Origin of the sequence: Paeniglutamicibacter kerguelensis, from assembly GCF_017876535.1 — a bacterium.
GTDB classification, from domain to species: domain Bacteria; phylum Actinomycetota; class Actinomycetes; order Actinomycetales; family Micrococcaceae; genus Paeniglutamicibacter; species Paeniglutamicibacter kerguelensis.
Map to the genome: position 1 here is coordinate 3900834 of NZ_JAGIOF010000001.1, position 22908 is coordinate 3923741.

Annotated in this window: 19 protein-coding genes and 1 pseudogene; 11 read left to right on the plus strand and 9 right to left on the minus strand. The window is 64.4% G+C overall.

Going from position 1 to position 22908, the window contains the following annotated elements:
* Window positions 1–6 precede the first annotated feature (6 nt).
* Window positions 7–1302, plus strand: a complete 1296-nt coding sequence (locus JOF47_RS17750; protein ID WP_210000875.1) for a sensor histidine kinase — start codon at window positions 7–9, stop codon at window positions 1300–1302.
* On the opposite strand, the gene JOF47_RS17755 is transcribed toward JOF47_RS17750, so the two are convergent.
* Window positions 1299–2654: an MATE family efflux transporter gene (locus tag JOF47_RS17755; RefSeq protein WP_210000877.1), complete on the minus strand. Its 1356-nt coding sequence runs from the start codon at window positions 2652–2654 to the stop codon at window positions 1299–1301. The genes JOF47_RS17750 and JOF47_RS17755 overlap by 4 nt on opposite strands.
* Window positions 2655–2791: 137 nt before the next feature.
* Here JOF47_RS17755 and JOF47_RS17760 point away from each other — a divergent pair, with 137 nt between their 5' ends.
* On the plus strand, window positions 2792–3451 hold the full coding sequence (locus JOF47_RS17760; RefSeq protein ID WP_210000879.1) for a hypothetical protein: 660 nt from the start codon (window positions 2792–2794) through the stop codon (window positions 3449–3451).
* Window positions 3452–3454: 3 nt separating this feature from the next.
* The gene (locus JOF47_RS17765; RefSeq protein WP_210000881.1) at window positions 3455–3739 is read left to right on the plus strand and encodes a transcriptional regulator; all 285 of its coding nucleotides are present in this window, start codon (window positions 3455–3457) and stop codon (window positions 3737–3739) included.
* Here JOF47_RS17765 and JOF47_RS17770 read toward each other — a convergent pair.
* The 6 genes from JOF47_RS17770 to JOF47_RS17795 all read right to left on the minus strand — a co-directional run bounded on the left by JOF47_RS17770 (window position 3736) and on the right by JOF47_RS17795 (window position 11397).
* Entirely contained in the window at window positions 3736–4977 is a 1242-nt protein-coding gene (locus JOF47_RS17770) for an MFS transporter (protein WP_210001838.1), read from the minus strand. The two genes, JOF47_RS17765 and JOF47_RS17770, sit on opposite strands and share 4 nt — an antisense overlap.
* Window positions 4978–5004: 27 nt before the next feature.
* On the minus strand, window positions 5005–5772 hold the full coding sequence (locus JOF47_RS17775) for a CPBP family intramembrane glutamic endopeptidase (protein ID WP_210000883.1): 768 nt from the start codon (window positions 5770–5772) through the stop codon (window positions 5005–5007).
* Window positions 5773–5826: 54 nt separating this feature from the next.
* Window positions 5827–6483, minus strand: coding sequence for a pentapeptide repeat-containing protein (locus JOF47_RS17780; RefSeq protein ID WP_210000888.1), 657 nt, complete (start codon window positions 6481–6483; stop codon window positions 5827–5829).
* Between the two features lie 231 nt (window positions 6484–6714).
* Complete coding sequence (locus JOF47_RS17785; RefSeq protein ID WP_210000890.1) at window positions 6715–7131, minus strand: hypothetical protein; 417 nt, start codon at window positions 7129–7131, stop codon at window positions 6715–6717.
* A 261-nt stretch (window positions 7132–7392) separates the two neighbouring features.
* Window positions 7393–9021 carry a SulP family inorganic anion transporter gene (locus JOF47_RS17790; protein ID WP_210000892.1) on the minus strand — a complete coding sequence of 543 codons (1629 nt, stop codon included), beginning with the start codon at window positions 9019–9021 and terminating at the stop codon, window positions 7393–7395.
* A gap of 12 nt (window positions 9022–9033) precedes the next feature.
* Window positions 9034–11397 carry an arylsulfatase gene (locus tag JOF47_RS17795; RefSeq protein ID WP_210000895.1) on the minus strand — a complete coding sequence of 788 codons (2364 nt, stop codon included), beginning with the start codon at window positions 11395–11397 and terminating at the stop codon, window positions 9034–9036.
* 1134 nt (window positions 11398–12531) lie between these two features.
* Here JOF47_RS17795 and JOF47_RS17800 point away from each other — a divergent pair.
* From JOF47_RS17800 to JOF47_RS17810, 3 genes and pseudogenes are all read left to right on the plus strand, one after another.
* Entirely contained in the window at window positions 12532–14748 is a 2217-nt protein-coding gene (locus JOF47_RS17800; RefSeq protein ID WP_245356415.1) for a helix-turn-helix transcriptional regulator, read from the plus strand.
* A 140-nt stretch (window positions 14749–14888) separates the two neighbouring features.
* Window positions 14889–15098, plus strand: coding sequence for a hypothetical protein (locus JOF47_RS17805; RefSeq protein WP_210000901.1), 210 nt, complete (start codon window positions 14889–14891; stop codon window positions 15096–15098).
* Window positions 15099–15183: 85 nt separating this feature from the next.
* Window positions 15184–16102 (plus strand): annotated as a pseudogene (locus tag JOF47_RS17810) (IS982 family transposase); the annotation flags it as partial.
* 115 nt (window positions 16103–16217) lie between these two features.
* Here JOF47_RS17810 and JOF47_RS17815 read toward each other — a convergent pair.
* Complete coding sequence (locus JOF47_RS17815; RefSeq protein ID WP_245356416.1) at window positions 16218–17312, minus strand: AI-2E family transporter; 1095 nt, start codon at window positions 17310–17312, stop codon at window positions 16218–16220.
* Between the two features lie 204 nt (window positions 17313–17516).
* On the opposite strand from JOF47_RS17815, the gene JOF47_RS17820 reads away from it, so the two are divergent.
* Complete coding sequence (locus JOF47_RS17820) at window positions 17517–18191, plus strand: GAP family protein (RefSeq protein ID WP_210000911.1); 675 nt, start codon at window positions 17517–17519, stop codon at window positions 18189–18191.
* A gap of 61 nt (window positions 18192–18252) precedes the next feature.
* Here the strand turns inward: JOF47_RS17820 and JOF47_RS17825 are convergent, their stop codons facing one another.
* Entirely contained in the window at window positions 18253–19206 is a 954-nt protein-coding gene (locus JOF47_RS17825) for a formylglycine-generating enzyme family protein (RefSeq protein WP_210000914.1), read from the minus strand.
* 195 nt (window positions 19207–19401) lie between these two features.
* Here JOF47_RS17825 and JOF47_RS17830 point away from each other — a divergent pair, with 195 nt between their 5' ends.
* The 4 genes from JOF47_RS17830 (at window position 19402) to JOF47_RS17845 (ending at window position 22864) form a co-directional block, all read left to right on the plus strand.
* Window positions 19402–21078 carry a SulP family inorganic anion transporter gene (locus tag JOF47_RS17830; RefSeq protein WP_210000919.1) on the plus strand — a complete coding sequence of 559 codons (1677 nt, stop codon included), beginning with the start codon at window positions 19402–19404 and terminating at the stop codon, window positions 21076–21078.
* Window positions 21079–21080: 2 nt separating this feature from the next.
* Window positions 21081–21752 carry a GAP family protein gene (locus JOF47_RS17835; RefSeq protein WP_210000922.1) on the plus strand — a complete coding sequence of 224 codons (672 nt, stop codon included), beginning with the start codon at window positions 21081–21083 and terminating at the stop codon, window positions 21750–21752.
* 305 nt (window positions 21753–22057) lie between these two features.
* A complete protein-coding gene (locus JOF47_RS17840; RefSeq protein ID WP_210000924.1) occupies window positions 22058–22495 on the plus strand; it encodes a DUF6325 family protein in 438 nt (145 codons plus the stop codon).
* A gap of 99 nt (window positions 22496–22594) precedes the next feature.
* Window positions 22595–22864: an SHOCT domain-containing protein gene (locus JOF47_RS17845; protein WP_342592833.1), complete on the plus strand. Its 270-nt coding sequence runs from the start codon at window positions 22595–22597 to the stop codon at window positions 22862–22864.
* Window positions 22865–22908 lie beyond the last annotated feature (44 nt).

Here is a 22908-nt window from a genome sequence, read left to right on the forward strand (position 1 = left end):
GCAAGCATGAGTCTGCGGTGGAAAATCACGCTCGTCACCACGGTATCGGTGTTCATGGCACTGTTGGTCTCCGCGTTGCTGGTGCGCCAGATGATCAACACCTCGGAAGAGCAACGCCTGCGCACCGAGGCCACGGCATCACTGCAGCAGGCGGTGAAAATCCTGGGCGAGACAGGCATCAGCGTGCTGGGAGCCACCGTCAACGATCCGGACCTGCCGATTCAGGCGCGGGAAGCCGCCGGCGCCGGGGACATGGTGTCCTATCGGGGAACCTTGGATGGGGTGCCCGTGATCTTTGCGGCCGCCCCCGTCGAGCTCGGTTCACAGCCAGCCATCCTCTCGCTCTCCGTGTCCTGGGCCGACAGCCTGCAGGTGCGCACGCACATGGACACCGCGCTGTTCTGGGCGGGCATCGCCACGCTCTTCGCTGTCTCGGCGCTGGGAATTCTGGTGGCGTCTCGCCTGGTTCGACGGCTTGCACATGGGGCGCACGCCGCACGGGCCATCGCCGCCGGGCAGCGGCACATCGTTGTGGAGGAAGCCATCGGCCCACCCTTCGTCGGCAAGGACGAGGTCGACGAATTCGCCGCGGCGGTGGACGTCATGGCAGCGGAACTTACGGCGAAGATTGCGGCGGAACAGCGTTTTACGGCCGACTTGGCCCATGAACTTCGCACGCCGTTGACGGGATTGGTCACCGCGGCCAGCCTGTTGCCCCCCTCTCGCCCCACGGAGCTGGTGCAGGACCGGGTAGCCAAGTTGCGTACGCTGATCGAGGACCTATTGGAGGTCTCGCGGCTCGAATCGGGCACGGAATCCATCGATCTGGTGGCCACCAAACTTGATGCCTGCGTCCGCGGCATCATCTCCCGCATCCGGGAACACTGCCCCGACCAATGCGCATCGCTGGTTCTGGAACTGGAGTCACCGGAGTCCACGGTGTGGCTTGAGCCCCGTCGGCTGGAGAGGATCTTGGAGAACCTGGTCCGCAATGCCCTCACGCATGGAGGAGGTCAGGTGGTGGTTAGCAGTTCCCCGGGGCACCTGGAAGTCTTCGACCACGGCCCCGGTTTCCCCGGTTTTATTTTGGAAACCGGTCCGGAGCGCTTCGTTTCCAGGGGTGGCGGCATCGGGCTGGGCCTGACCATCGCCTGCGGCCAGGCCGCTGCCATGGGTGCACAGGTGAACCTCTCCAATGCCCCGGGTGCTCGAATCACGTTGGATTTCACCGACGCTGCACTGCCACGACCGATCCCCCAGGTCAGCGCACAGTCGTTGACAGCCCAGGCCCTGCGGACCTAGACGCCCAGGCGCATCCATTTGTCGTTGCGCACACGCCATGACAGCGTCGCCGCACGGGCAGCCATGAAGCCGATCCCGAAGACCACCCAGATCCAGGCCACGGCGGAAACCCCGCCGTGCTCGAAACGCGTGACGGCATAGAGCATCGGCAGGTAGGCGACGAGATTGATCATCCCGACAACGGCCAGGTAGCGGGCGTCGCCGGCACCGATGAGCACTCCATCGAGCACAAAGACCAATCCGCAGAGCGGCTGCGCCACCGCAAGGATCCAGATTCCCACCATCGTCGCCTGGCGCACCGACTCGTCGGTCGTGAACAGGGCTCCGGCAAACGGGGCGGCCACGGCCAGCGCCGCACCCGTGACGAGCCCAAAATAGACTCCCCAGCGGCACATGGTCCGGGTCAGCAGCCGCGCCCGCTGCGCGTTGGCCGCCCCGAGCTCCTTGCCGATCAGCGCCTGGGCGGCGATGGCCAGCGCGTCAAGGGCGAAGGCCATGAAGGTGAAGATGGTGAACACCAGCTGGTGGGCCGCGAGAGTGAGCGCCCCCTGCCCGGTGGCGACCCACACCGTTGCGATCAGGGCGAGTCGCAAGCTCAGGGTGCGCAGCATGAGCCAGGAGCCGACCCGCCCGGTCCTCAGCACGCCGCGACCGTGCGGGGCCAGCGACTGTCCCGCCCTGCGGATGCGAGGAACCAGCATCCACAGGTACACCAGCGCCATGCCCCACTGGGCGATCGAGGTGCCCAGGGCGGCGCCGGCAACAGACATGTTCAGCGGGTACACCAGGATGAAGTTCAGGATGATGTTCGCGGCGAACCCGAACCCGGCCACATAGAGCGGGGTCTTGGTGTCCTGCATGCCCCGCAGCACGCCGGTCGCGGCAAGCACCAGCAGCATCGCCGGGATTCCGAAGGTCGAATACTGGATGTAGTCGACGGCGAACCCGAGCACGGGGCCCTGTGCACCCATGGCCGCGGCCAGGGGCTTGGCGCCGAAGAAGCCGACCAGTGCCAGGACCGTACCCAGCCCCAAGGCCAGCCAGATGCCGTCGCGGCCCGCCGCCATGGCCTTGCCGGTTTGCCCCGCACCGATGGCCCGGGCGACCGCCGGCGTCGTCGAGTAGGCAAGGAAAACCATGAGGCCCACCGCGGTTTGCAGCACCGTGGTCCCCAGCCCGGCCCCGGCCAGTTCGTTGATTCCCAGGTGCCCGATGATGGCGGTGTCGGCCAGCAGGAAGAGCGGTTCGGCGATCAGCGCGCCGAGCGCCGGAATGGCGAGCGCCAGGATGGTGCGGCCAAGACCCCGCGATGACTCGTGGGTCTGGGCCTGGTTTTTGGCAGCTTCATTCACCCCACCAGACTACCGGGGCGCGGTGTTGCGGATCCTCCGCAAACCTCTTGACACAAACCAGTTTGCGTTACAAACTGATTTGCAGATCGATCGTCACTTCACCATCCGGCTTTCACCGAACCCGAAGGACAGGCATCATGAATACCAACGCGACCCCCGCCCCGGAACCGCAGCTGGACCCCCGCACGGCACTGGCCTCCATCAACCAGGCTGTGGCCGCCACCCGCGCCTCCACCGAACCCAACACGGCAGTGATCTACTTTGTGTGGGCCGCCGCCTACCTGGCCGGATACGGGCTGCTGCACGGCGCGGCATTCGGCTGGCTCCCGCTGGCCTACGGCACCGCGCTGCTCATCGGCGCCGCGATCCTCTTCGCGGCAGTGGCCTACACCGCGGTTCTCGGCATCCGCTCCGGGTCCGGGATCCGGGGGGATTCGAAGTTCGCCGGCATGGCCTACGGGCTGAGCTGGATGGGCGGCTTCGCCGCCGTGGCGGTGTTCTCCATCGCTTTCTCCAAGCTGATGGTCAACGGCGACCAGCTGGTCACCGGCTGGTTGATCAACGCCGTGGCAATCCTCGTGGTGGGCATCATGTACATGGCAGGGTCCGCGGTCTTCCAGGACCGCCCGATGTTCATCCTGGGCGTCTGCTTCACCGTGCTGAACATCGCCGGCCTGATCGCAGGGGCTTCGGCATTCATCTCGATCTTCGCCATCGGCGGCCCGGTCCTCTTCACGGCCGCAGGCATCACCATGCTGGTGCTGCGCCGCCGCGACAACACCGCGGCGGTGAAGTAGGCCATGGCCGAACTCGATCCGGTCATCCACGCCGACGCCCGCCTGCGTGTCATGTCGGCGCTGAACACCCTGGGCCCCCACGAATCCGTGGCCTTCCCGAAGCTACGCGAAATCCTGGGCATGACCGCCGGGAACCTCTCCACGCACCTGCGCAAGCTCGAGGACGCCGGATACATTTCCCAGCAAAAAGTCATCGAGGGACGCTCCCCCGCAACCTATCTGGGTATCACGGCAGCGGGTGTCGCCGCCTTCGACGCCTATAAGAAGCAACTCATGGAACTGCTCTAGGAGCCCGCCGCCCCGGGTTGTTCGCTACGCCGCAATCCCAGCAGTGCCAACACCGCGGCCAGAACCAACAGCGACGAAACTGCAAGGCTCAACGCGGGCCAGCCTCCGGCGTCGAAAGCCAGGCCGATGGCCCAGCCGAAGAGCGAGGAACCGCCGTAGTAGGCCAGGTTGTAGAGGCTCGCGGCCTGCGCCCGCCCGCCAACGGCGGCCAGGGGAATCCATCCGCTGGCCACCGCATGGGCGGCAAAGAATCCGGCGGTGAACAGGAGCATGCCGAACACTACCGAGGGCAGCCAGTCAATCAGGGTGACCAGCAGCCCGCCAAGCATGATGCCGATCGACCCGAGCAACACCGGCAGCCGCGCGAAGCGCGCAACCATCGTCCCGGATTGGCGCGAGGACCAGGTTCCGGAAAGGTATGCGACGAACACCAGCGAGGCCAGCGATGCGGGAATCAGGAACGGCGGCGCCTCCAGGCGGAAGCCTAGGTAGTTGTACACCGCCACGAATCCGCCCATGAGCAGGAAACCCTGGGCATAAAGCGCCAACAGCGAACCGTGGCGCAGGTTCATCCACAGTTTTTTCCACAACGGAATCGTGTGCGGGCTGGACCAGGGAACGGGGGTGAAGCCCCTGGGCTTCGGGGCCACCGCAATGAAAACCGTCGCGGCTATCGCGGCCATGACGCTCACCACGAGGGTTCCCACCCGCCAGTTCCAGAATTCGCTCAGCGGACCGGCGACCAAACGCCCGGCCAGTCCCCCGAGGCTCGTGCCGGAAATGTAGGTTCCCGCTGCAACCGCCGCGTGCAGGTGCGACACCTCCTCGGCCAGGTACGCCAGGGCAACCGCCGGAATCCCGCCCAGCGCCAGGCCCTCGACGAAGCGCAGGGCCAGCAGCCACTCGAATCCCGGCGAGAACGGCACCGCCAGCCCCAGGACCACCGCGCAAACCACGGCAATGGTCATGGTGCGCAAACGGCCAATCCGGTCCGCCAGCAGCGACCACACCAGCACCGAACAGGCCAGCCCCAGTGTCGCCGAGGAAACGGCAAGTGCGGCCTGCGACTGGCTGATGCCAAGATCGCGCGAGAGTTCGGGAAGCACGCCCTGGACCGAGTACAACTGCGAGAACGTGGCAACGCCGGCGGCAAAAAGCGCGAGGATCATGCGCTTGTAGCCCTTGCTGCCATGCACATGCCCCTGCCACGGCGAATCACCGTGCCCTTGGATACCCATGATTTCTTTTTGCTCCACGAACAGGGGTTACAGCTGGAAGAGCGGCAGCAGCGTATAGGAAATGATCAGCGCCACGGAGTTGTTGAAGACGTGCAGGATGTACGAATAGGCAAGGGACTTGCCGGTGAGGACGTAGGCAACGGACATCATGATGCCCAGCGTCATGTAGGGAACGGCCGAGGTGATGTCGAAGGACCCCGCACCGACAAAATGCAGCCCGGTGAACAGCACCACGGAGATGGCAACGCACACCCACACGTTGATCTTGCGGCTCAATTTCCCGATGAGCAGGTGCCGGAAAACGTACTCCTCCACAAATGGTCCCAGGAGCGCCGTGACAACAAACATCGTCAGGAACGGCACCGAACGGGTCATGCCCTCGATGGCCAGCTGGTTTTCGCTCTTCACCGGGTTGCCCAGCGTCACCATCACGGCCGCCCCGATAAACAGCGTGGCCAGCCAGGCGCCCGGGATCGCCAGGGCCTTGACCCACGGGTAGTACTTGAACGTCGCAAAGGAACTTCGCAGCGCATCGAATCCCATGATGATCGCCGCGGTGAAAACCACGACATAGGCGATCATGTTCACGCCGAAGATCGCGGATTCCTGGTCGTTGAAGGCCTCGGTGAATCCCGGGATCATGGCCATCAGGCCGGCCGCGCCGAAGATGAACAGCACCGTGTACAGGCCAATGACCACCCAATCCCCGCGGCGCATCTTGCCCGAATCGAAGACAGGTTGGCGCGGCCGCGGCGCAGGCGGCACGTAGGGGTGCTGGGGGTACGGTTGGTGCATAACCACCACCCTATCGAGCCAAGCTGGACATTGGGGTCCAGCGTGAATGCGGAACTACTCGATTTTGAGGCCCAGCTCGCCGGCCAGGATCGGGGCTAGGTCCATGAGCTGCTCATAGGTGACGGTCGCCCCCTTCAACGAGGAAATGCCCGAAAGCGTGCGCAGGCGGGCCCCGCGCAGGTCCACGTCCTTGAGCTTGGCGCCGTTGAGCACCAACGTGTCGATCGTGCAGTCGACGAAGGAGACGCGCTCCAGGTTTGCGGTGCCGGCATCCAATTCCTCGATGTGCACGTCACGGAACATCACGTCCTTGATCTTGGCGCGGCGCAGGTTCAGGTAGCCGAGCTTGGCGCGCTCAAAAAGCACCGAGCGGAACGTCGCCCCGTAGAGTTCGGCCGAGCCGATGCGCCCGCCGACGACGGCAGTGTTCCACCAACCCGATTCGGGGGCCTCGAGCACCGGGGCGTTGACCTCCTCGATGCGGCAGTCACCGAAAGTCACCCGGGCCATCGGGGCACCCTGCAACGCGACGGAACGGAAGATGCACTCCGTGAAAACCGCATCCTCGAGGTCGACCCCGTCCGCGTCGTCGGATTCGAAGAGCAGCCCCTCGGCACGCCCGTCGAGGTCCAGCCCGGTCAGGTCGCCCGATCCTTGCGTGGTCGGTTCCTTAAAGGCAGGCAGGCGGGGTGCTTTCACGGGTGCAGACATGGGCAATAGCTTATGCCGGTCAAGGGACAGGTGCTTACCGAAAACCGCGTTGGCATTCTCACCCAACCCCGGCTTGACGAACCCGTGACCACATGGCAAAGCCGCCCCCGGACACCGAAATGAAACGGTGGCCTGAGGCGGCCCTGTGGATTACGGTCCGGAAACCGCAGTTTTCCGCCGCGGCGGCGTGGCTAGGACGCTAGGACGCTAGGACGCTAGGACGCTAGGACGCTAGCATTTCAGGTCTTCGCCGACAGCCTCCTGCGCCGCCTCGACCTTGGCGACATCATCTGACAGCGATGCCTTGGCTTCGGGAACCGTCATGCTCGAACTCACGTCGTTTACCGCCTTGTTCAGGTCATTCCAGGCGGTGTCGAGCTCGCCCTTGCGATCCTCGGCGACATTTTCCATCGACTTTCGCAGGTCGTCGTAGGTGGAGGCGACCTTGTCGCGCGCCGCCTGGATATCGCCCACGGTGGAGCCGCTGTCCAGGGAGGTTTTCACCTCGGCGACGGAACCGACAAATGCCGCGTATGATTCGCAAGCGGCGGCCGTGTTTTCCTCCGGCGTGGAACTGCACGCCGCCAGGGAAACCCCCAAAAGGGCGGTCAAGGTCAGGGACGTGAACATCTTGGTGGTGTTGCGCATGAAAGGCTCCTTAGGGTCGTGCTTGGTGTCGGATACGGTAGCCCCTTTGGCGGGGCTTGCTGCTGGAACAGCTCCTCTATACCCGCAGGCGGGAAGTTCCACGGCTTCGGTCTCAAAGGCTTGCGTGTCCTCCGCTTTCATTCATGGTTACGGTTGTCCCCGTCGTCTCGGGTCTTGTCTAATCGTCCATTCCCTTTCGAAGTAAGACATCACCTTTCTCGGATGATGCCGCACTTCGTACGCGTCGCGACGCAGCGGCGCTCAGGATGCTTCCGGCGCACTGAACGCGTCGTCCATCGAATCGAACACGCGGTCTTCCTCGCTCAACCCCCGGTACCAAGCCGTCTTCATGGCCATCGCCGCCGACATGTCGGACACGCATGCCAAGCGCAGCATAATTCCCATTTCGGCGAGCTCATGGTCGAGGTCCACCAGTGTGTCCAGGACCGTGACCGAGGTCTGGTGCATGAGTGTGAGGTCAAGAACCACGGTGTCGATGCCTTCTTGTTCGCCGGCCAGGCGCAAGACCAGGTTCTCGGTCTCCAAGGCATTTGCCGTGTATAGCGGTCCCCCGACCGCTAGGCAGAGCGCAGATCCCCGGCGCTCGACCACGCTCAAGCGCACGCGGCCCAATTCATGGAGCAGCAGGCCGAAGGTCGCCCCGACGCCGACGGCAACGGCCGCGAGCAAGCCCACCGTGAGACCGACAACGGCCGTCGCGAGCGCAATCCAGAATTCGCGGGGACTGATCCGCGCCAACCGGGCAAGCCCCTTGACGTCAATCAAGCCGAACACCGCGACGAACACCAGGGAGGCAAGGGTGGCGCTGGGCAGCAGGCTCAGCACCGGGCCCAGGAAGAGGGCAACCAGGATCGCAAGGGCCACCGTCACCATGCCGGAGAACTGCGATTTGGCCCCGGCCCCCTGGTTGACGGCGCTTTGGGAGAAGCCGCCCGCCGCCGGCATTGTCTGGAAGAGGGAACCTGCAACGTTGGCGGCCGCCGTGGCAAGAAGCTCCTGGTTGCTGTCGATCCGGTGCTCTCCGGCCTGGCGGATGCCGCGGGCCACCGCAGCGGATTCAAGGAAGGCCATGATCGAGATGGCCAGCGCCCCCGGCAACAGGGCCCCGATGTTCTCAAAGGAGGGAAGCCCCGGCAACGGCAGCCCCTGCGGAACCTTGTCGATCAGCTGCACCCCGGCATCCCGCAGCCCGGTGAAGGCGACAAGCAGGATCCCGGCGGCCACCACGACCAGTGGCCCGGGCACCCGGGGGGCAAAGCGCTTGAGCAGGAACAGCGTGGCGATCGACCCGGCGGAGAGCGCGAACGTGGCCCCGTTGAGCTGCGGCAGCGCCTCAACGGTCGCGGTCACCGAGCGGATGAAGCCGTGCCCGGTGAACCCGCTGTCCACCCCGAACAGCGTGGGCAGTTGCCCCGCCGCAACGGTGGCGCCCACACCGACCTGGATGCCGGTGATCGTTGCCTTGTTGATGTTTTCGACAATGGATCCGAGTTTCAACAGCCTGGCAAGCATGAGGATGGCCCCGACGAGCAGGGTGAGCATCATCAGGTTGCCGATGGCATCCTCCGAGCCCGACGCGACCCCGGCGGAAACCAGCGTGGTCGCGGTCAGCGTGGCGATGGTCGAGGTTGTTGAAACGCTCATGGCCCGCGAGCCGCCGAGCATCGCGTACACAAGCATGGGAACCATGCACGTGTACAAGCCGATCTGCACCGGAAGGTTCGCGATGGTCGCGTAGGCCATGGCCTGCGGGATCACCACTGCCCCGGCCGAAACCCCCGCGAGGATGTCACTCCTGAGCCACCGGTGCTGGTAGCCGGCCAGGGTGGGCGGCAGCCAGCCGCGCCGCCCACCTGTTGTCGAATTCATGACGAACCTGCGCTACTGCCTAGTCATAGCGATGTTCACCAAATGCTGCTGATCGATCAGGTGGTCGTGGTTGTCATCGCCGAGGTCAAGGCGAATCCACGAGATTTCTCCCGTGAACTGGTTGTCGCTCGGCCCGTAGTCGCTCGACACCGGAGAGGCAACATCCTCACCGATGTCCAGGGTTTCATCAATGGAAAACAGGAACGGCTGAGTACGTTCAACCCGGCCCGTCGCATAGTCGGTGCCGTCTGCGGAGATCGTCACCGTTCCGCCCTTGCCAAGTCCCCCGCCGTCGTAGACGAAGTGCACAACCAGCGAATGTTCACCGGGCTCAAGCACCTTTTCCGAGCGCGTGAAGTCGGTGCTCAGGCCCAGCACGTTGTACGCAAACGCGGGCTTGCCGTCGGTCAGATACACCGACCAGCCTCCGAACGCGCCACCCTGGGCAATGAGCACGCCGTTCGCACCGCCGTCCGGAACCGTGATGGCCGCAGTGACGGTGAACGACTTGTTCTTGATGCTCAGGACGGAGCCCTCGCTCAAGCGCTTCATGCCGGGGTGGAAGGTCTGCGACGCGCCCTTCAGCAACTGGGGCCTGCCGGCGATGTCAGCATTGATGCGTTCGGCCGAGCGGATGTCCATCGGCAACACGTTGAACCGGGCTGCCTGGATGAGGAACAAGCGCTGCAGCTCGGCCAGTTTCTCCGGTTCCTGGGCCGCGAGGTCGTTTGTCTGGGTCCAGTCCTCCTCGACGTTGTACAGCTCCCAGACATCGTCGTCGAGTCCGTGGTCGGAGGCGAGCCAAGGCTTCTTGTGGATGGCCACGGCCGTCCACCCGTTGTGGAAGATCGCGCGGTTGCCAAGCATCTCGAAGTACTGGGTGGTGTGCCGCTCCGGTGCGTCGACGGACTCGAAACTGTAGTTCATCGGCGTGCCCTCATAGGGACGCTGGGTCACGCCGTTCACGGTGGAGGGCTCCGGGATGCCCGCGGCCTCCAAAACGGTGGGTGCCACGTCGATGACGTGGGCGAACTGGTTGCGGATCTCGCCCCGCGCCGCGATCCCGTTGGGCCAGGAGACGATCGTTCCGTTCCGCGTGCCGCCCCAGTGCGAAGCCACCTGCTTGGTCCACTGGTACGGCGTGTCCATCGCATGGGCCCACCCGACCGCATAGTGGTTGTAGGAGGCCGGCGTGCCCAAGTCGTCGATGTGGGCGAGCTTGAATGCGGCATCCTCCATGTCGGTCATGTGGTTCATGGTGAAAATCTCGTTGGTTGTACCCTCCATCGTGCCCTCGGCCGATGCCCCGTTGTCACCGATGATCACGTACAGCAGCGTGTCATCGAGCACCTCGAGTTCCTCGAGCGCGTCCAGGAGCATCCCGACGTGGTGGTCGGCGTATTCGAGGTAGCCTGCGTAGACTTCCATTTCGCGTGCGAGCAGCGGCTTGAGCTGCTCGTCCATCTCATCCCACGACGGGATTCCCTCGCTGCGGGTCGTGAGATTCGCACCCTCGGGAATGACCCCCAGGGCCTTCTGCCGGGCGTACGTCTCTTCGCGCAGCTTGTCCCAGCCCTGGTCGAACTTTCCCTTGTACTTGTCCGCCCACTCGGCCGGGACATGGTGCGGTGCGTGCGTCGCACCGGGGGCAAAGTAGGTGAAGAACGGCTTGTCAGGTGCGAGCGACTTTTGCTGCTTGGTCCAGTTGATGGCCCGTTGAGTCATGTCGTCCATGAAGTGGTACCCCTCTTCGGGGGTTCCCCACGGTTCAACGGGCGTCGTTCCCTCGTAGATTGCCGGGTACCACTGGTTCGTCTCGCCGCCGATGAACCCGTAGAAGTACTCGAAGCCGCCACCTGGCGTCGGCCAGTGGTCAAACGGGCCGACCGCGCTCGTTTCCCACACCGGCACCTCATGGCATTTGCCGAACTGTGCCGTGCTGTATCCATTGAGTCGAAGCGTCTCGGCCAGCGGTGCACAGTTGTTCGGCCGCACCGAACTGTACCCCGGTGCGCTCGTCGCGATTTCCGTGATGCCGCCCATCCCGACCGTGTGGTGGTTGCGGCCCGAGAGCAACGCGGCCCGTGTGGGGGAGCAAATCGCCGTCGTGTGGAAGCGGGTGTACTTCAACCCGGCTGCGGCGACCCGCTCAAAATTCGGGGTGTGGATCGGGCCGCCGAAGGCGCTGGACGCCCCGAATCCGACATCGTCAAGCAGGACCACGAGCACGTTCGGCGCGCCCTCCGGCGGGAGCAACCGCTTGATCGGCGGGTATTTCGTGTCGGGCGAGGTCGCGTCGTATGTGACGGTGCCTGTGTAGGCAAGGTCCGGGATCGGAAGCGCTGAACGTTGGATGTCATTCGAGTTGTTCGCCATTTCTCTCTTCTTCCTCATGCTTTCGATGTGATGTCTGCTGGAGATTTTTTTGGCGCACCCGGTTTCGGTGGCCCGCCGACCCTCCACAGCCCGTCTGCGGTGGGCTTCTTGTACCGGGCACACCCATACAGGGTGAGGTCGATGTTGGAATTCAACGAATCAACCAAAATGGTGGCGGCATTCTCCCCTCACCCGCAGACTGCCGGCATCGCGCCTGGCCCGAGCCGCATCAAGAATTGTTTGCCGACGCCGAACGGGTGTGGACACGGACACCGCTGGACGCAAATTCGACGGGCTACAACGCGGAATACACATTCGGCGACGGCTGGCCCCGAGACGACTTCGAACTCCTCGAGTGACCGGCCGGCCGGCCCATGGGCGGCATGCGGGATCCGGAAAGCGGAACCCCTTCTCCCGAGGGGTTTTGCTCGTTTCGTGGCGTGCCGGTCGAGACCTGGTTCATCGAACCACCGGGACCGCACGTTCACTCGAATGCGGCCGGAGAACTCAATGCTCGGAGCCGTTCTCCGAATGAAACGCCACAGGCACCAGCTGGCGGCCGCTTTCCCTGGACCTGCGCCACCCGGCAGACGCGGGAAGACACGTCTGGAACTTCAGGAGAATTTTCGGTGTTCCCCGGTTGCGAAACCCGCACTCACTGGGATTCCCGCATTTTTGGAACCGGATTACAAGCGTCTAAAGACCCTAGAGAAACCTGCTGCCGATCGGTTACGCTGACGCTGCCCACGCTATGCCGCCTAAGTGCTCCCATTTGGAGGTCGATGAAGGATGCAAGAAGAGCAACAACTGAAGACAATTGTCAACCCATTGCCGGGAGTTCCGCCGCAAGGTGCCCGATTCGTAAGCCGACCACGGCTCGATGCAACACTCGACGAGCTCCTCGCCGGTTCACACCGGGCGATCACCATCTGGAGCGCTGCCGGGTCGGGCAAGACGACACTGCTTGCGCATTGGGCGCGCCGGCTAGCGGCGGCAGGCCTCAAGGTCACCTGGATCATGGAAGAGGACCTGGGGCAGGTACCCGAAATCCTTGAGGACATCATCGAAACCGACACCGAGAGGCTCATGCACACCCATCCCCCCAGACGCATCGTGATCATCGATGATATCCATTTGCTCGCGGCCGGCAGGGCCAAATCCACAGCGGCAGCACTCGTCAAGACGCTGCCTTCTTTGGCGGGGTTCATCGTCGCCGGGCGCTACCAACCCTTTGCCGCGCTTAGGGACTTGCAAGCGGCCGGGGTACTGGCGGAATTGCGCACTGCCGATCTTTCCTTCACCCGTGCGGAGCTGGACGTATTGGTCGAGCACCACGAATGCGAACTCGACGATTCCGCTGCCCAGGTGCTGCTGCGCAGAACGGCCGGATGGGCGACGGCATTGACCCTCGCCGTTCCGTGGTTGAAGGGCAGGCACAATGCGAATGCGGCTGTCACCGGGTTCGATGGCGACCATCGCGCTGTTGCCGATTACTTGGTGAGCGAGGTTCTGGAAAGTTTGAGCGTTGAGGAGCGATCCGTGCTCTCCCGGACGGCCATCAGAAGTGACGTGCCCTTCGAACTGGCCTTTCACTTGGCAGGCATGCCAAACACCGGCGAGTTGCTGCACCATGTAGCCCAACGGAATTCATTGCTGGTCGAGGACTCGGATGGCTACCACTACCACCCGGTGCTGCTCAGCTTCCTGCAAGCCGATGCCCGCCGCAAGGACGCGGAGGCCTTCGCTGCGGCCCATGCGAGCGCCTGCAGATGGTTCAGCGCCCAGGAAGACGCCACGAATGCGCTGGAGGAGGCCATCGCTTCTGCCCGGCCGACCACCATCCAGCAGACCATCGAGCATTTCGGCCTGGAACTCATCCTCGCCGGCGAAACCGACCTTGTAACCCGCGCCGCGGCCACCCTGCCTGCACACTGCGCACCCGTGGCGCTCTTGGCAACGAACCTCCTGCTCGAGGCGCCGTACTTCGCCGACGTGACGCGGACGTCCCATTTGTTCCTAAAAGCCTTAAAACATGACACAACGGACGCGGCAACACAGGACCAATGGCTGGCCGCCGCCATCGCCGTCCACTGCCTGGACGGCCGCTCGAAACTACAGCTCGCCGAGCGAGTCGAACGCCTGCGAAAAGACGACATCTCGGCCCTGCGCAGGGAGAGCCTTGCCCTGGACCTACTGGCCGAAACGGCGGAGGCCTGGTGCATCGGCCAGCTGGGCGAGTCTGCGGACGGACTGCGGATGCTGCGTGAGGTGGGAATCAGCGCCGACCGTGCCGGCTACACCTGGCTGACATTGCTCGCGACCGAGCTGGGGGCGCAGGTGGCAGCTCTTTCGGGGCAGTGGGAGAAGGCCGCCGCGTTCGAAGACGAAATCACCGTCCGGGTTCTGGACGGCCCGCGCACCCAGCACGACTGGGTGCGTTCGGCCGCGACCATCATGTCTGCGGCACGGTCGTTCAGGCGCTGCGAGCAGGTGCCCCTCGAAGAGCTCGACGAGATCATCACCGCCGATGCGTACCATGCGACCCACGGCACGCTGGTGCCGGCCATCGCCCTGCGCAGCTTCCCCGATTTGGATTCGGAAGCCAATCCGCGGGTCTCGCTGGAAACGGTGGACCGCCTGCTGCGCGACCACGGCGACCAGTATCCCAGGGTGTTCGCCCCGGCCGCCCTGCGTGTGGCCAGCCTGCACCTGAAGCTGGACGGACGATCCGAAGCGCTGGAGAGCGCCGAAGAAATCTTCAATGCATTCGGGGAAAACACCCTGGAATCGGAAACCGTTCGATTCGCACTCGCGTTTCCGTCGCGAACCGGCGATGCCGCGGAAGAACAGCTTCTTTCTGCGCTCGACCGCAGGGCGCAGACTTGGCATGCGGGCGCCCCCGTTGGAGCATGGATCTTGCTGGCCCGCGCCGCCGAGCTCCAGGGGCGCGGCAGCGAGGCGGACCTGCGACTGGCCAAGGCACTAAAGCTGGCGCACCGGTTCGATGCGGTGCAGCCGTTCGCGGCACGCGGCGGTGAGGGCGCTGCCATGCTCGGCGCGCGGATCGGCCGCCTCGGCCACCTGGACGAATTCGCTGCCCACATACATCGCCGGGTGCGGATGATCCTTCCTGAAGAGCCCGTCGGCGCTACCAGCGGCGAGACCTTGACACCGCGGGAACATGAGATCCTCAAGGAATTGCCGGTGCATCAAAGTGTTGCCGAAATCGCCCGCAAACTGACGCTGAGCGTGAATACCGTGAAGACGCATTTGCGCAGCATCTACCAGAAGCTCGGCGTTTCCGACCGCAGCGAAGCCGTCTCAGTTGCCCAAAACAGGGGGCTGCTCTGACCCGTTCCCTTGCTTTCGCGAAGGTCACCGGGGTTCACCCGCGCGAGGTGATGTGTGGGCGCTGGCGCCGCGGGAAGATCGAAGAGTCTTCTGGAACCGGGGGATGAAAAGGCTCCTTGCACCCGGAGGTGGTTGTGGTCATGAATCGCTACGAAATCCGACTCCCTTACGCCCTGTCGGATAGTCTTGCGGCGGCGTTCCCGGAGTTGGACGCCGTGCAGATCACCCCATCGACGACCGTACTCACCGGCATGCTCCATGACCAAGCCGAACTCCACGGGATCCTGGCCCGGATCGCGGACATGGGCTTGGAACTCGCCGAAGTCCATGTGCGCAAGGAATCCTCCTAGATGAGTAATTCCAAGGGATGACATCGCGGGCAAGGGTGTCCAAAATCGAGGTGCAACAACCAACATGTGAACCTGGAGAGTTCCGATGGACAACGACCTGGACACCCTTGCCACAGCCTTCTATGTCGCAGCGGATGACTTGTTGAAGGACCATCCGGAGCGGGTTCCCTACCGTCCTCGGATCGGGATCAGCCCGCGTATTTCGGACGCCGAACCGATGACGCTGGCCTTGATGCAGGCGTTTCTGGGCTTCGTGTCCCAGGCCCGCTGGCTGCGCCATGCCCGGGCACAATTCGAGGGCATGTTTCCCTGCCTGCCGGGCCAGACGGGCTACAACAAGCGTCTGCGCAGGCTTTATCCGACGATGACCTGGCTCATGGGCACCCTGGTGCGGGCCGCCGATGTCGGTGCGGATGATGTGTGGGTGGTTGATTCGACCCCGGTAGAGTGCGGGCGTTCCCGCGAGACGGCGCAGCGCTCGGACCTGGCGGGGTGGGCGGAGTACGGGTATTGCGCCTCGCATTCGCGTTGGTTCTGGGGGTTTCGCCTGCACTTGGCCTGCACCCTGCAGGGGCTTCCGGTCGGCTTCGCGCTGACCGGCGCGAAGGCCGGTGAGCGCCAGATGTTCCTCGACATCCTCGACGGCACCGAAACCATGAACCAGCTGCAGGAGGGCGGGATCCGCCAGCTCCTGATCGGGGACAGAGAGTACTACGGCGCCGACTTTGAGGACACCGTGGATGCGGCCGGCATCGAGATGCTGCGCCCGGGCCCGCAAGGGCGAGAAACTCCGGCCCGGTTCCCGGTTCGTCAAGCCCTTGCGGCAGGTCATAGAATCCATCCACGACACCCTCAAGGGGCAGCTTGACCCGGAACGGCACGGAGGACGCACCCCGGCGGGTGTCATCACCCGCGTGGTGCAGCGGCTGCTGGCGATGACGGCGGCGATCTGGCACAACGAGAACATCGGTGCCGCGATCCGCCACTCATTGGTGGTTTACGACCAACTAAGCCTTGGAATTACTCATCTAGCGGCTCCGAAGCCCTCGGTATGGCCTCAATGCCAATGACGTTGAAGAGACTACACTTCCGGGACGTCCGCAACAGCCACGGAAATGGCTATGGCGACTCTTCGTCGCCTCTGCGTTCCCCGCGGCGTGTCCGCCGGGCTTCCTTCGCCACTGCGTCGTCCTCCATGAGCAAACGGCGAGTCTCAGTGACGTCCCCGATGGCCGGGCGCCACAGCCGGACTTTCGGATCCGAATCAACCAGCACGGCACGGAAAATCAACGTCAGCGGGATGGCCAGAATGGCACCGATTGGCCCGAACACGACGGCCCAGAACAGTACCGAGAAGAACGTGAGTGACTGGCTCAGCGCCACCGCGTTGCCGACGACCCGCGGCTGGATGATGGACTGAACCACGCCGTTGATCAGCCCGTACGCGATGACGACGGCAATCATTGTTGACCAGCCGCCGACAAAGAACCCGAACACCATGGGCGGGATGATCGCCAGGAAATATCCGACGTTCGGAATGAAACTGCACAGGAACGCCAGCAGGCCCCAGAGAATGGCGGCGGGAACGTGAAGGACGAAAAGCACCAAGGTATTCAGCACGCCTTGGACGACGCCGAGCACCGTGGTGACGACCATGTAGCGCCGCACGTTGGATGCGTAGCTCGTCAACGCAACGACGAGGTCTTTTTGCGTTACGGCCAGTTGCCGCAGGATCGTGGGAACGTATACGGCATCCGCCGCCATCAGGATCAACATGGTCAGGATGATCACCAGGGAACCCGTGATGCTGAAGACGCTTCCGAAGAGCCCGGTTGCCAATGCCACAAGTTTGCCCGGGTCGATGCCCTTGATAATGGCTTGGGTCTGTTCCGTGCCGATCCCGATGCTGCCCAGCCATTCGGTGACCACCGTGCCGAGTTGGGCGAGCTGGCCGGCAAACTGCGGCAGCATCGTGACGAACTGGGCGAAGGCGATGATCAACGCAAAGATGAACCCCGCCAGCAGCAGGAAGACGACAAGGATGACGGATCCGGTGGCGAGCCCGTGCGGAACCCCCCGCTTCTCCATCGCCACCCGGACCGGGTGGGCGCAAATGGTCAGGATCAGCGTCAGGATGACCGGGGCTAGGATGTGCCGGATCGAGCTCATCCCGATTGCTGCGACCGTCGCGGCCGCGAGCGCGAGCAAGATCATCGTTCCTCGACGGGTGCTTTCCACAGTAGCCTCCTCCATTGGCGGGCAACGGTTCGCGCGGTTCCGGGTGCCCCGAAGACCGGTCCGGCCCAAACGCTACGTGGTGCCTGATCCCAAAACATCATCTTGTCTGGGTGAGACATCGCGGCGACGGCCCTTTTAGGGTTTACATACGCCTGTATGCGTACAAGGGGAGCTGCCTGCATGATCATGATCCTTCAAGCCATTGGGCACTTGCTGCCGCTGGCCGTGGCGATGGCGATCAGTTCCGTGCCCATCACCGCAGCGCTGCTAATCCTGCTCTCCCCGAACCCCGGGCGTTCACCCATCGCGTACCTGTCCGGCTGGATCCTGGGAATCATTGTGGTGGTGGTGCTCTTCGCGCTCGGGGCGGCCACGCTCCCCGCCCACGTGGACCTCCAACCGGTGTTCCTCGTGGGCATCTTCCTGATCGCCATCGGCCTCACGATGGAGGCCTTCGCGCTGGTGCTGTGGCGGCGCTCCGATCGGACGGCCGCCAGCGAACTGCCAAAATGGCTGCGGGCAGTGGGCGCGGTGCGGCCTTGGCAGGCGTTCGGCTTCGGGTTCGCACTGAACCTCCGACCCAAGTCCCTGCTGATCGGTGTCGCCGCGGGCGTTGTGCTTACGGCCCACCCGCTCACGGTCGCAGACGCGACGATTGCCGTTGCGGTGTACACCGCACTGTCCGCGTCAACCGTCGGCATCCCCGTGGTGTTCGCCTTCGTGAGCCCCGAACGCGCCGAACCGCACCTGGTGCTGGTGCACGACTGGATTATCGCGAACAACCGCGTCATCACCATCCTGGTCATGGTCCTCATCGGATTTGTCATCATCGGCACCGGAATGACCATGCTGTAGGACGGCGCCAAACCACGTACCCAAGGCCGGGTGCTGCACCGTCGATGCGGCGAAGCAACCTTTAGGGCCTGGCGCAGCGGAACCCGATGTGGCTTGTCGCCGAGTCTTCGGTCTGCGGCGAGCGCGCCGCCGGGCGGTAGCGCAGGCAGTACTCGGGTGCGCACAGGTGGGAGCCGCCCTTCAGGACCCGGCGCGGCGCGGCGGAACCCGGTTCCGCGCTCTGCGCGGCGAGCCGCGAATCCTGCGAGCCGCAACTGCAACCGCCTGCCGGTGCGGCCGGCCCGGTCCGGGTCGCCTCATGCGAGCTGGTGTAGTAATCGGCCGTCCACTCCCACACGTTGCCGATGCAGTCGTACAACCCGTACCCGTTGGCGGGGAATGCCCCAACCGGGGAGGTGCCGGCCCATCCGGCCGAGCCGGTGTTCAGGTACGGGAACCGGCCGTGCCACGTGTTGGCCATGGCGGTCCCGCCCGGGTCGCGCTGCCTGCCCCACACGTAGGGGTCCGGGGCGGCTCCGCCGGAGGCCGCATACTCGTGTTCCGCTTCGGTGGGCAGCCGGGCCCCAGCCCATTGGGCGTAGCTGAGCGCGTCGGCATAGGAAACCTGCACCACGGGGTGGTTTTCCTTGCCAGCCAGGTCGCTACCGGGTCCCAGCGGGTGGCGCCATTGCGCTCCGGGCACCCACGCCCACCACTGTTGCCAGTCCCCCAGGTCCACCGGCCCGCCCGTGGGGGTGAACACCAGAGAACCCGGGGCGCGTTCGGCCTCGTCCAGGTGCGGGAAATCGACGGCGGACAGGGCCCGCTCCGCGACCGTCACATAGCCTGTCGCCTCGATGAATGCGGCGAACTGCGCGTTGGTCGTCGGGCCGGCCGCAATCTGGAAGCCGCCGACGGACCGTTCGTGCCGGGGGGCCTCGTCGGGGTAGAAGTCATGGGAACCCATCTGGAAGGTCCCGGCCGGAATCGTTTTCCATTCGGGGTGCCCCGCGGTGTTGGTCGCTGCTTCCGGCATCTTCACAATTCCCCTACCCTCGCTTATGCCCTGCCTTCCGAACCATTCTGCCCTGCCCGTGGGGCGGCGAGGGTCATCCGTTACAGATGAAGCCGGCTGATCGCCATCTACCGCGGTTCACCCGGGCGGGGTGATGCCTCCCCGATCTGCCTCGAATGACCATTGGTGCAGACAACCACATCTCCGGAGGCAAACATGCAGCGACCCCTGGCCGGGCTCACACGGGGCAACCTCGTGCAAGAGCTGGTCGCCGGCGTGACGCTGCTCGCCATCGCGATTCCGCTGAACATCGGCTACGCGCAGATTGCCGGGTTGCCGCCCACCGCGGGCCTGTACGCGTTGGTCCTCCCGGCCATCGTGTACGCGCTGACGGTGTCCTCGCGACAGCTGGTGGCTTCGCCGGATGCTGCTGCCGCGGCCCTCGTCGCGTCCTCGATCGGAGGGCTCGCTGTCGCCGGAAGCGCGGAGTATTCAACCCTTGCCTTCGCCCAGGCGATCATCATCGGCATCATGTTCATCCTGCTGTCGGTGTTCAAGCTCGGGTTCTTGGCCAATTTCCTTTCCAAGCCGATTCTCGTCGGGTTCGTCGGCGGCCTGGCCCTGGACATCATGGTCAGCCAGATCGCAAAGATGCTGGGCGTGCACATCAACTCGGGCGGAGAGTTCGTGGAAAAGGTCGGCGACCTGCTCTCGGGTCTCGGCACCGCCAATGTGTACTCGATGCTGATCGCCGCGGGCTCCGTCGCCGTGCTGTTGGGCGGGCGCAAGCTCTTGGCTGCGGTGCCGTGGGCGCTCGTGGTTCTCGTCGTCTCCACCGTGGTCGTGGTCCTCACCAACGCACAGGCGGCAGGTGTCAACGTGCTGGGGGAAGTCCCGGCCGGACCGCCGCAGCTGTCCTGGCCCGTGCTCGACTGGTCGATGTGGATTGCGCTCATCCCCGCGGCCGCGGCCCTGACGATGGTCACGACGGCCGAAGGCCTGCTGGTCTCGCGATCCTACGGCGAGAAACGGGACTATGAGACCAATCCCAATCGCGACCTGTTCGCATTCGGCGTCGGCAACATCGCCGCCGGGGCCTCGGCGAGCTTCACATTGGGTTCTTCAACCTCCCGCACCGCAGCCATGGACCAGGCAGGCTCCCGCACGCAGCTGCCCACCCTGGTGATGGCCGCCGGGACGCTGCTGCTGCTGGTGTTCGGCACGGCGCTGCTGGCCGACATCCCCTCGCCGGCGATCGGCGCTGTCGTTGGAGTGGCAATCATTCCGCTGCTGGGCATCAAGGAATTCAGGGAACTGTGGCGCCAAGACCGCTTCGAATTCATCATCGGCGCCGTCTGTTTCCTCACGACCCTCCTCGTCGGGTCCATCATCGGCATCCTCGTCGCGTTCGTACTCGCCTTGGTCAACCTCGCCAAACGCGCCTCCAACCCGGCCATCGACGTGCTGAAGGCATCCGGGGAACCCGGTGAGTCATTGCTGGAGGACGCATCCGCCGGCTCCATGACCACTCCCGGCGTGCTCGTCATCCGCCTGGCCGCTCCACTGTTCTTCGCCAACGGCGACGTGTTCGTCCAGGCGGCCAGGCGTGCCGTGCTGGCGGCCGACCCCGATAAGGTGGACCACCTGGTGATCGACATGGAAGCCGTGACAGACATCGACGTGACAGGTGCCGAATCATTCACGGCACTCCAGAACTGGCTCGCCGGACAAGACGTGGAGTTGAGCTTCAGCCGCGTGCGCCCGGAAGCCCGGGAGCGCCTCACCCTTCTGGGCCTGCTCGACAAGCAGCGGGTTTTCCCGACCAATCGCTCCGCCATCGCGGCGCTGTCGACGAGTGCCGCAGTCTCCGGCCCGGCCAACGAAGAAGGATGACCATGGTTCCCGTCATCGGGGAAATACTCCCGCTCGCTGTCGGCATTGCGATCAGCCCGTTGCCGGTCATTGCCGCGATCCTCATGCTTCTCTCCCCCAAGGCCCGGGTCACCTCCGTCGGGTTCCTGCTCGGCTGGGTTGTCGGCATCATAGTAGCCGTCACCGTCTTCACGCTGCTCTCCTCAATCCTGCCTGAGCAGGATCCGGAGGCTTCCAAACCCGTCCAAGGAATCATCCAGCTCCTGCTCGGGGCAGGGTTGCTCCTGCTGGCGATCGGCCAATGGCGCAAACGGCCCAAGCCGGGCGAGGACCCCGCCCTGCCCAAGTGGATGCAGGCAATCGACAAGGTCACCTTCATCACCGCGCTCGGGTTGGGATTCCTGCTCTCGGCCCTGAATCCCAAGAACCTGATCATGGCGGCCGGCGCCGGGCTGGACATCGGCAGTGCCGAGCTGTCCACCGGGGCCGTCGTCCTCGTGGTTGCAATCTTCACGGTGATCGCGGCGTCAACCGTCATGGTCCCCGTGCTCGGCTACCTGATTGCCGCCGAGAAACTCCGCAGACCGCTAGATTCATTGCGCACCTGGCTCGCCAAGGAAAATGCGCTCATCATGGCAATCCTTTTGCTGCTGATCGGGGTGTCGATGATCGGCAAGGGAATCGGGCATTTCTAGATACGAAACACGCCACGCCACAGCCCGGCCCCGGGTCCGCCACTGAAGCTCACCCTGACAGGGTGATGCTCGTCCAAGCGGCCGCGAAGGACTATTGGTGCAGGCAAGCACTTTTCCCGGAGGCGAACATGCAGCGACCCCTGGCAAGACTCACACGAGGCAGTCTCGTGCGGGCGCGGCTGACCCCACGCCCGAGATGGATGCAGCCGATTGACAGGGGCACGGCAATCAAGGCGATTCCGTTGTCGTTCATCCAGGCCTCGTTAGGCAGCAACAGAAGCGGAAATTCCTAGAAAGGAAATGCCATGGGACAGTTCACATTTGGACCCGTCGAGCTCTACCTCATCGGGTTGGAGGGCAGCCGCCCCTCGGCGGGCGTGCTTGACGCTCTCGGGGAACTACTCGATGCGGGGCTCGTTCGGCTGCTGGACTTCGTGATCATTGCCAAGAGCGATGGCGGGGAAGTCTCGGTCACCGAGCTCGAGACCGGCGACGACGAATATGGACTGGCCGGCACGGAAATGGCTGCGATCGGCATTGCCGGGGACGACGACATCGAAGAGCTCTCCGAGCTTGTCCCGCCGGGAAGCTCGGCGGCACTCGTCGTGTTGGAGCTCGCGTGGGCCAGGACCCTCAGCCAGCGGTTCGCCGCGTCCGGCGCTGAAGTGCTGAATGTCGAGCGCATCCCCGCCCCCGTTGTCAACGGCCTCGTTGACGCCCTCCACGGTCTGAACGAAGAGTAAAGGAAAACCATCATGCTAAGAAGAGGACGTCCGGGCCTCATCGGCCTGGCAGCTCGTACCGCTGTCGTCGCCGGCACCGCGACCGCAGTCCAAGGAGGTATGGCCAATCGCCAGCAGAGGAAGGCACAGTCCTCGTACGAGCAGGAACAGTACGAGGCGGCCCAGCAACAGGCCATGATGCAACAGGCGGCGCAGGATGCCGTGGCCCAGCAGCAAGCCGCCGCGCCTCCCCCACCGGCGGCGGCGCCCGCGGCGGCGGCACCGGGCATCGACCTCATCGCCGAGTTGCAGAAGCTGGCCTCGCTCAAGGACGCGGGTGTACTCACCGATGCCGAGTTCACCGCGGCGAAGTCCAAATTGCTCGGCTGAGACGCCCGTCGGTGTTCGATTGGAAAAGCGGGAGTGAGGGCTGG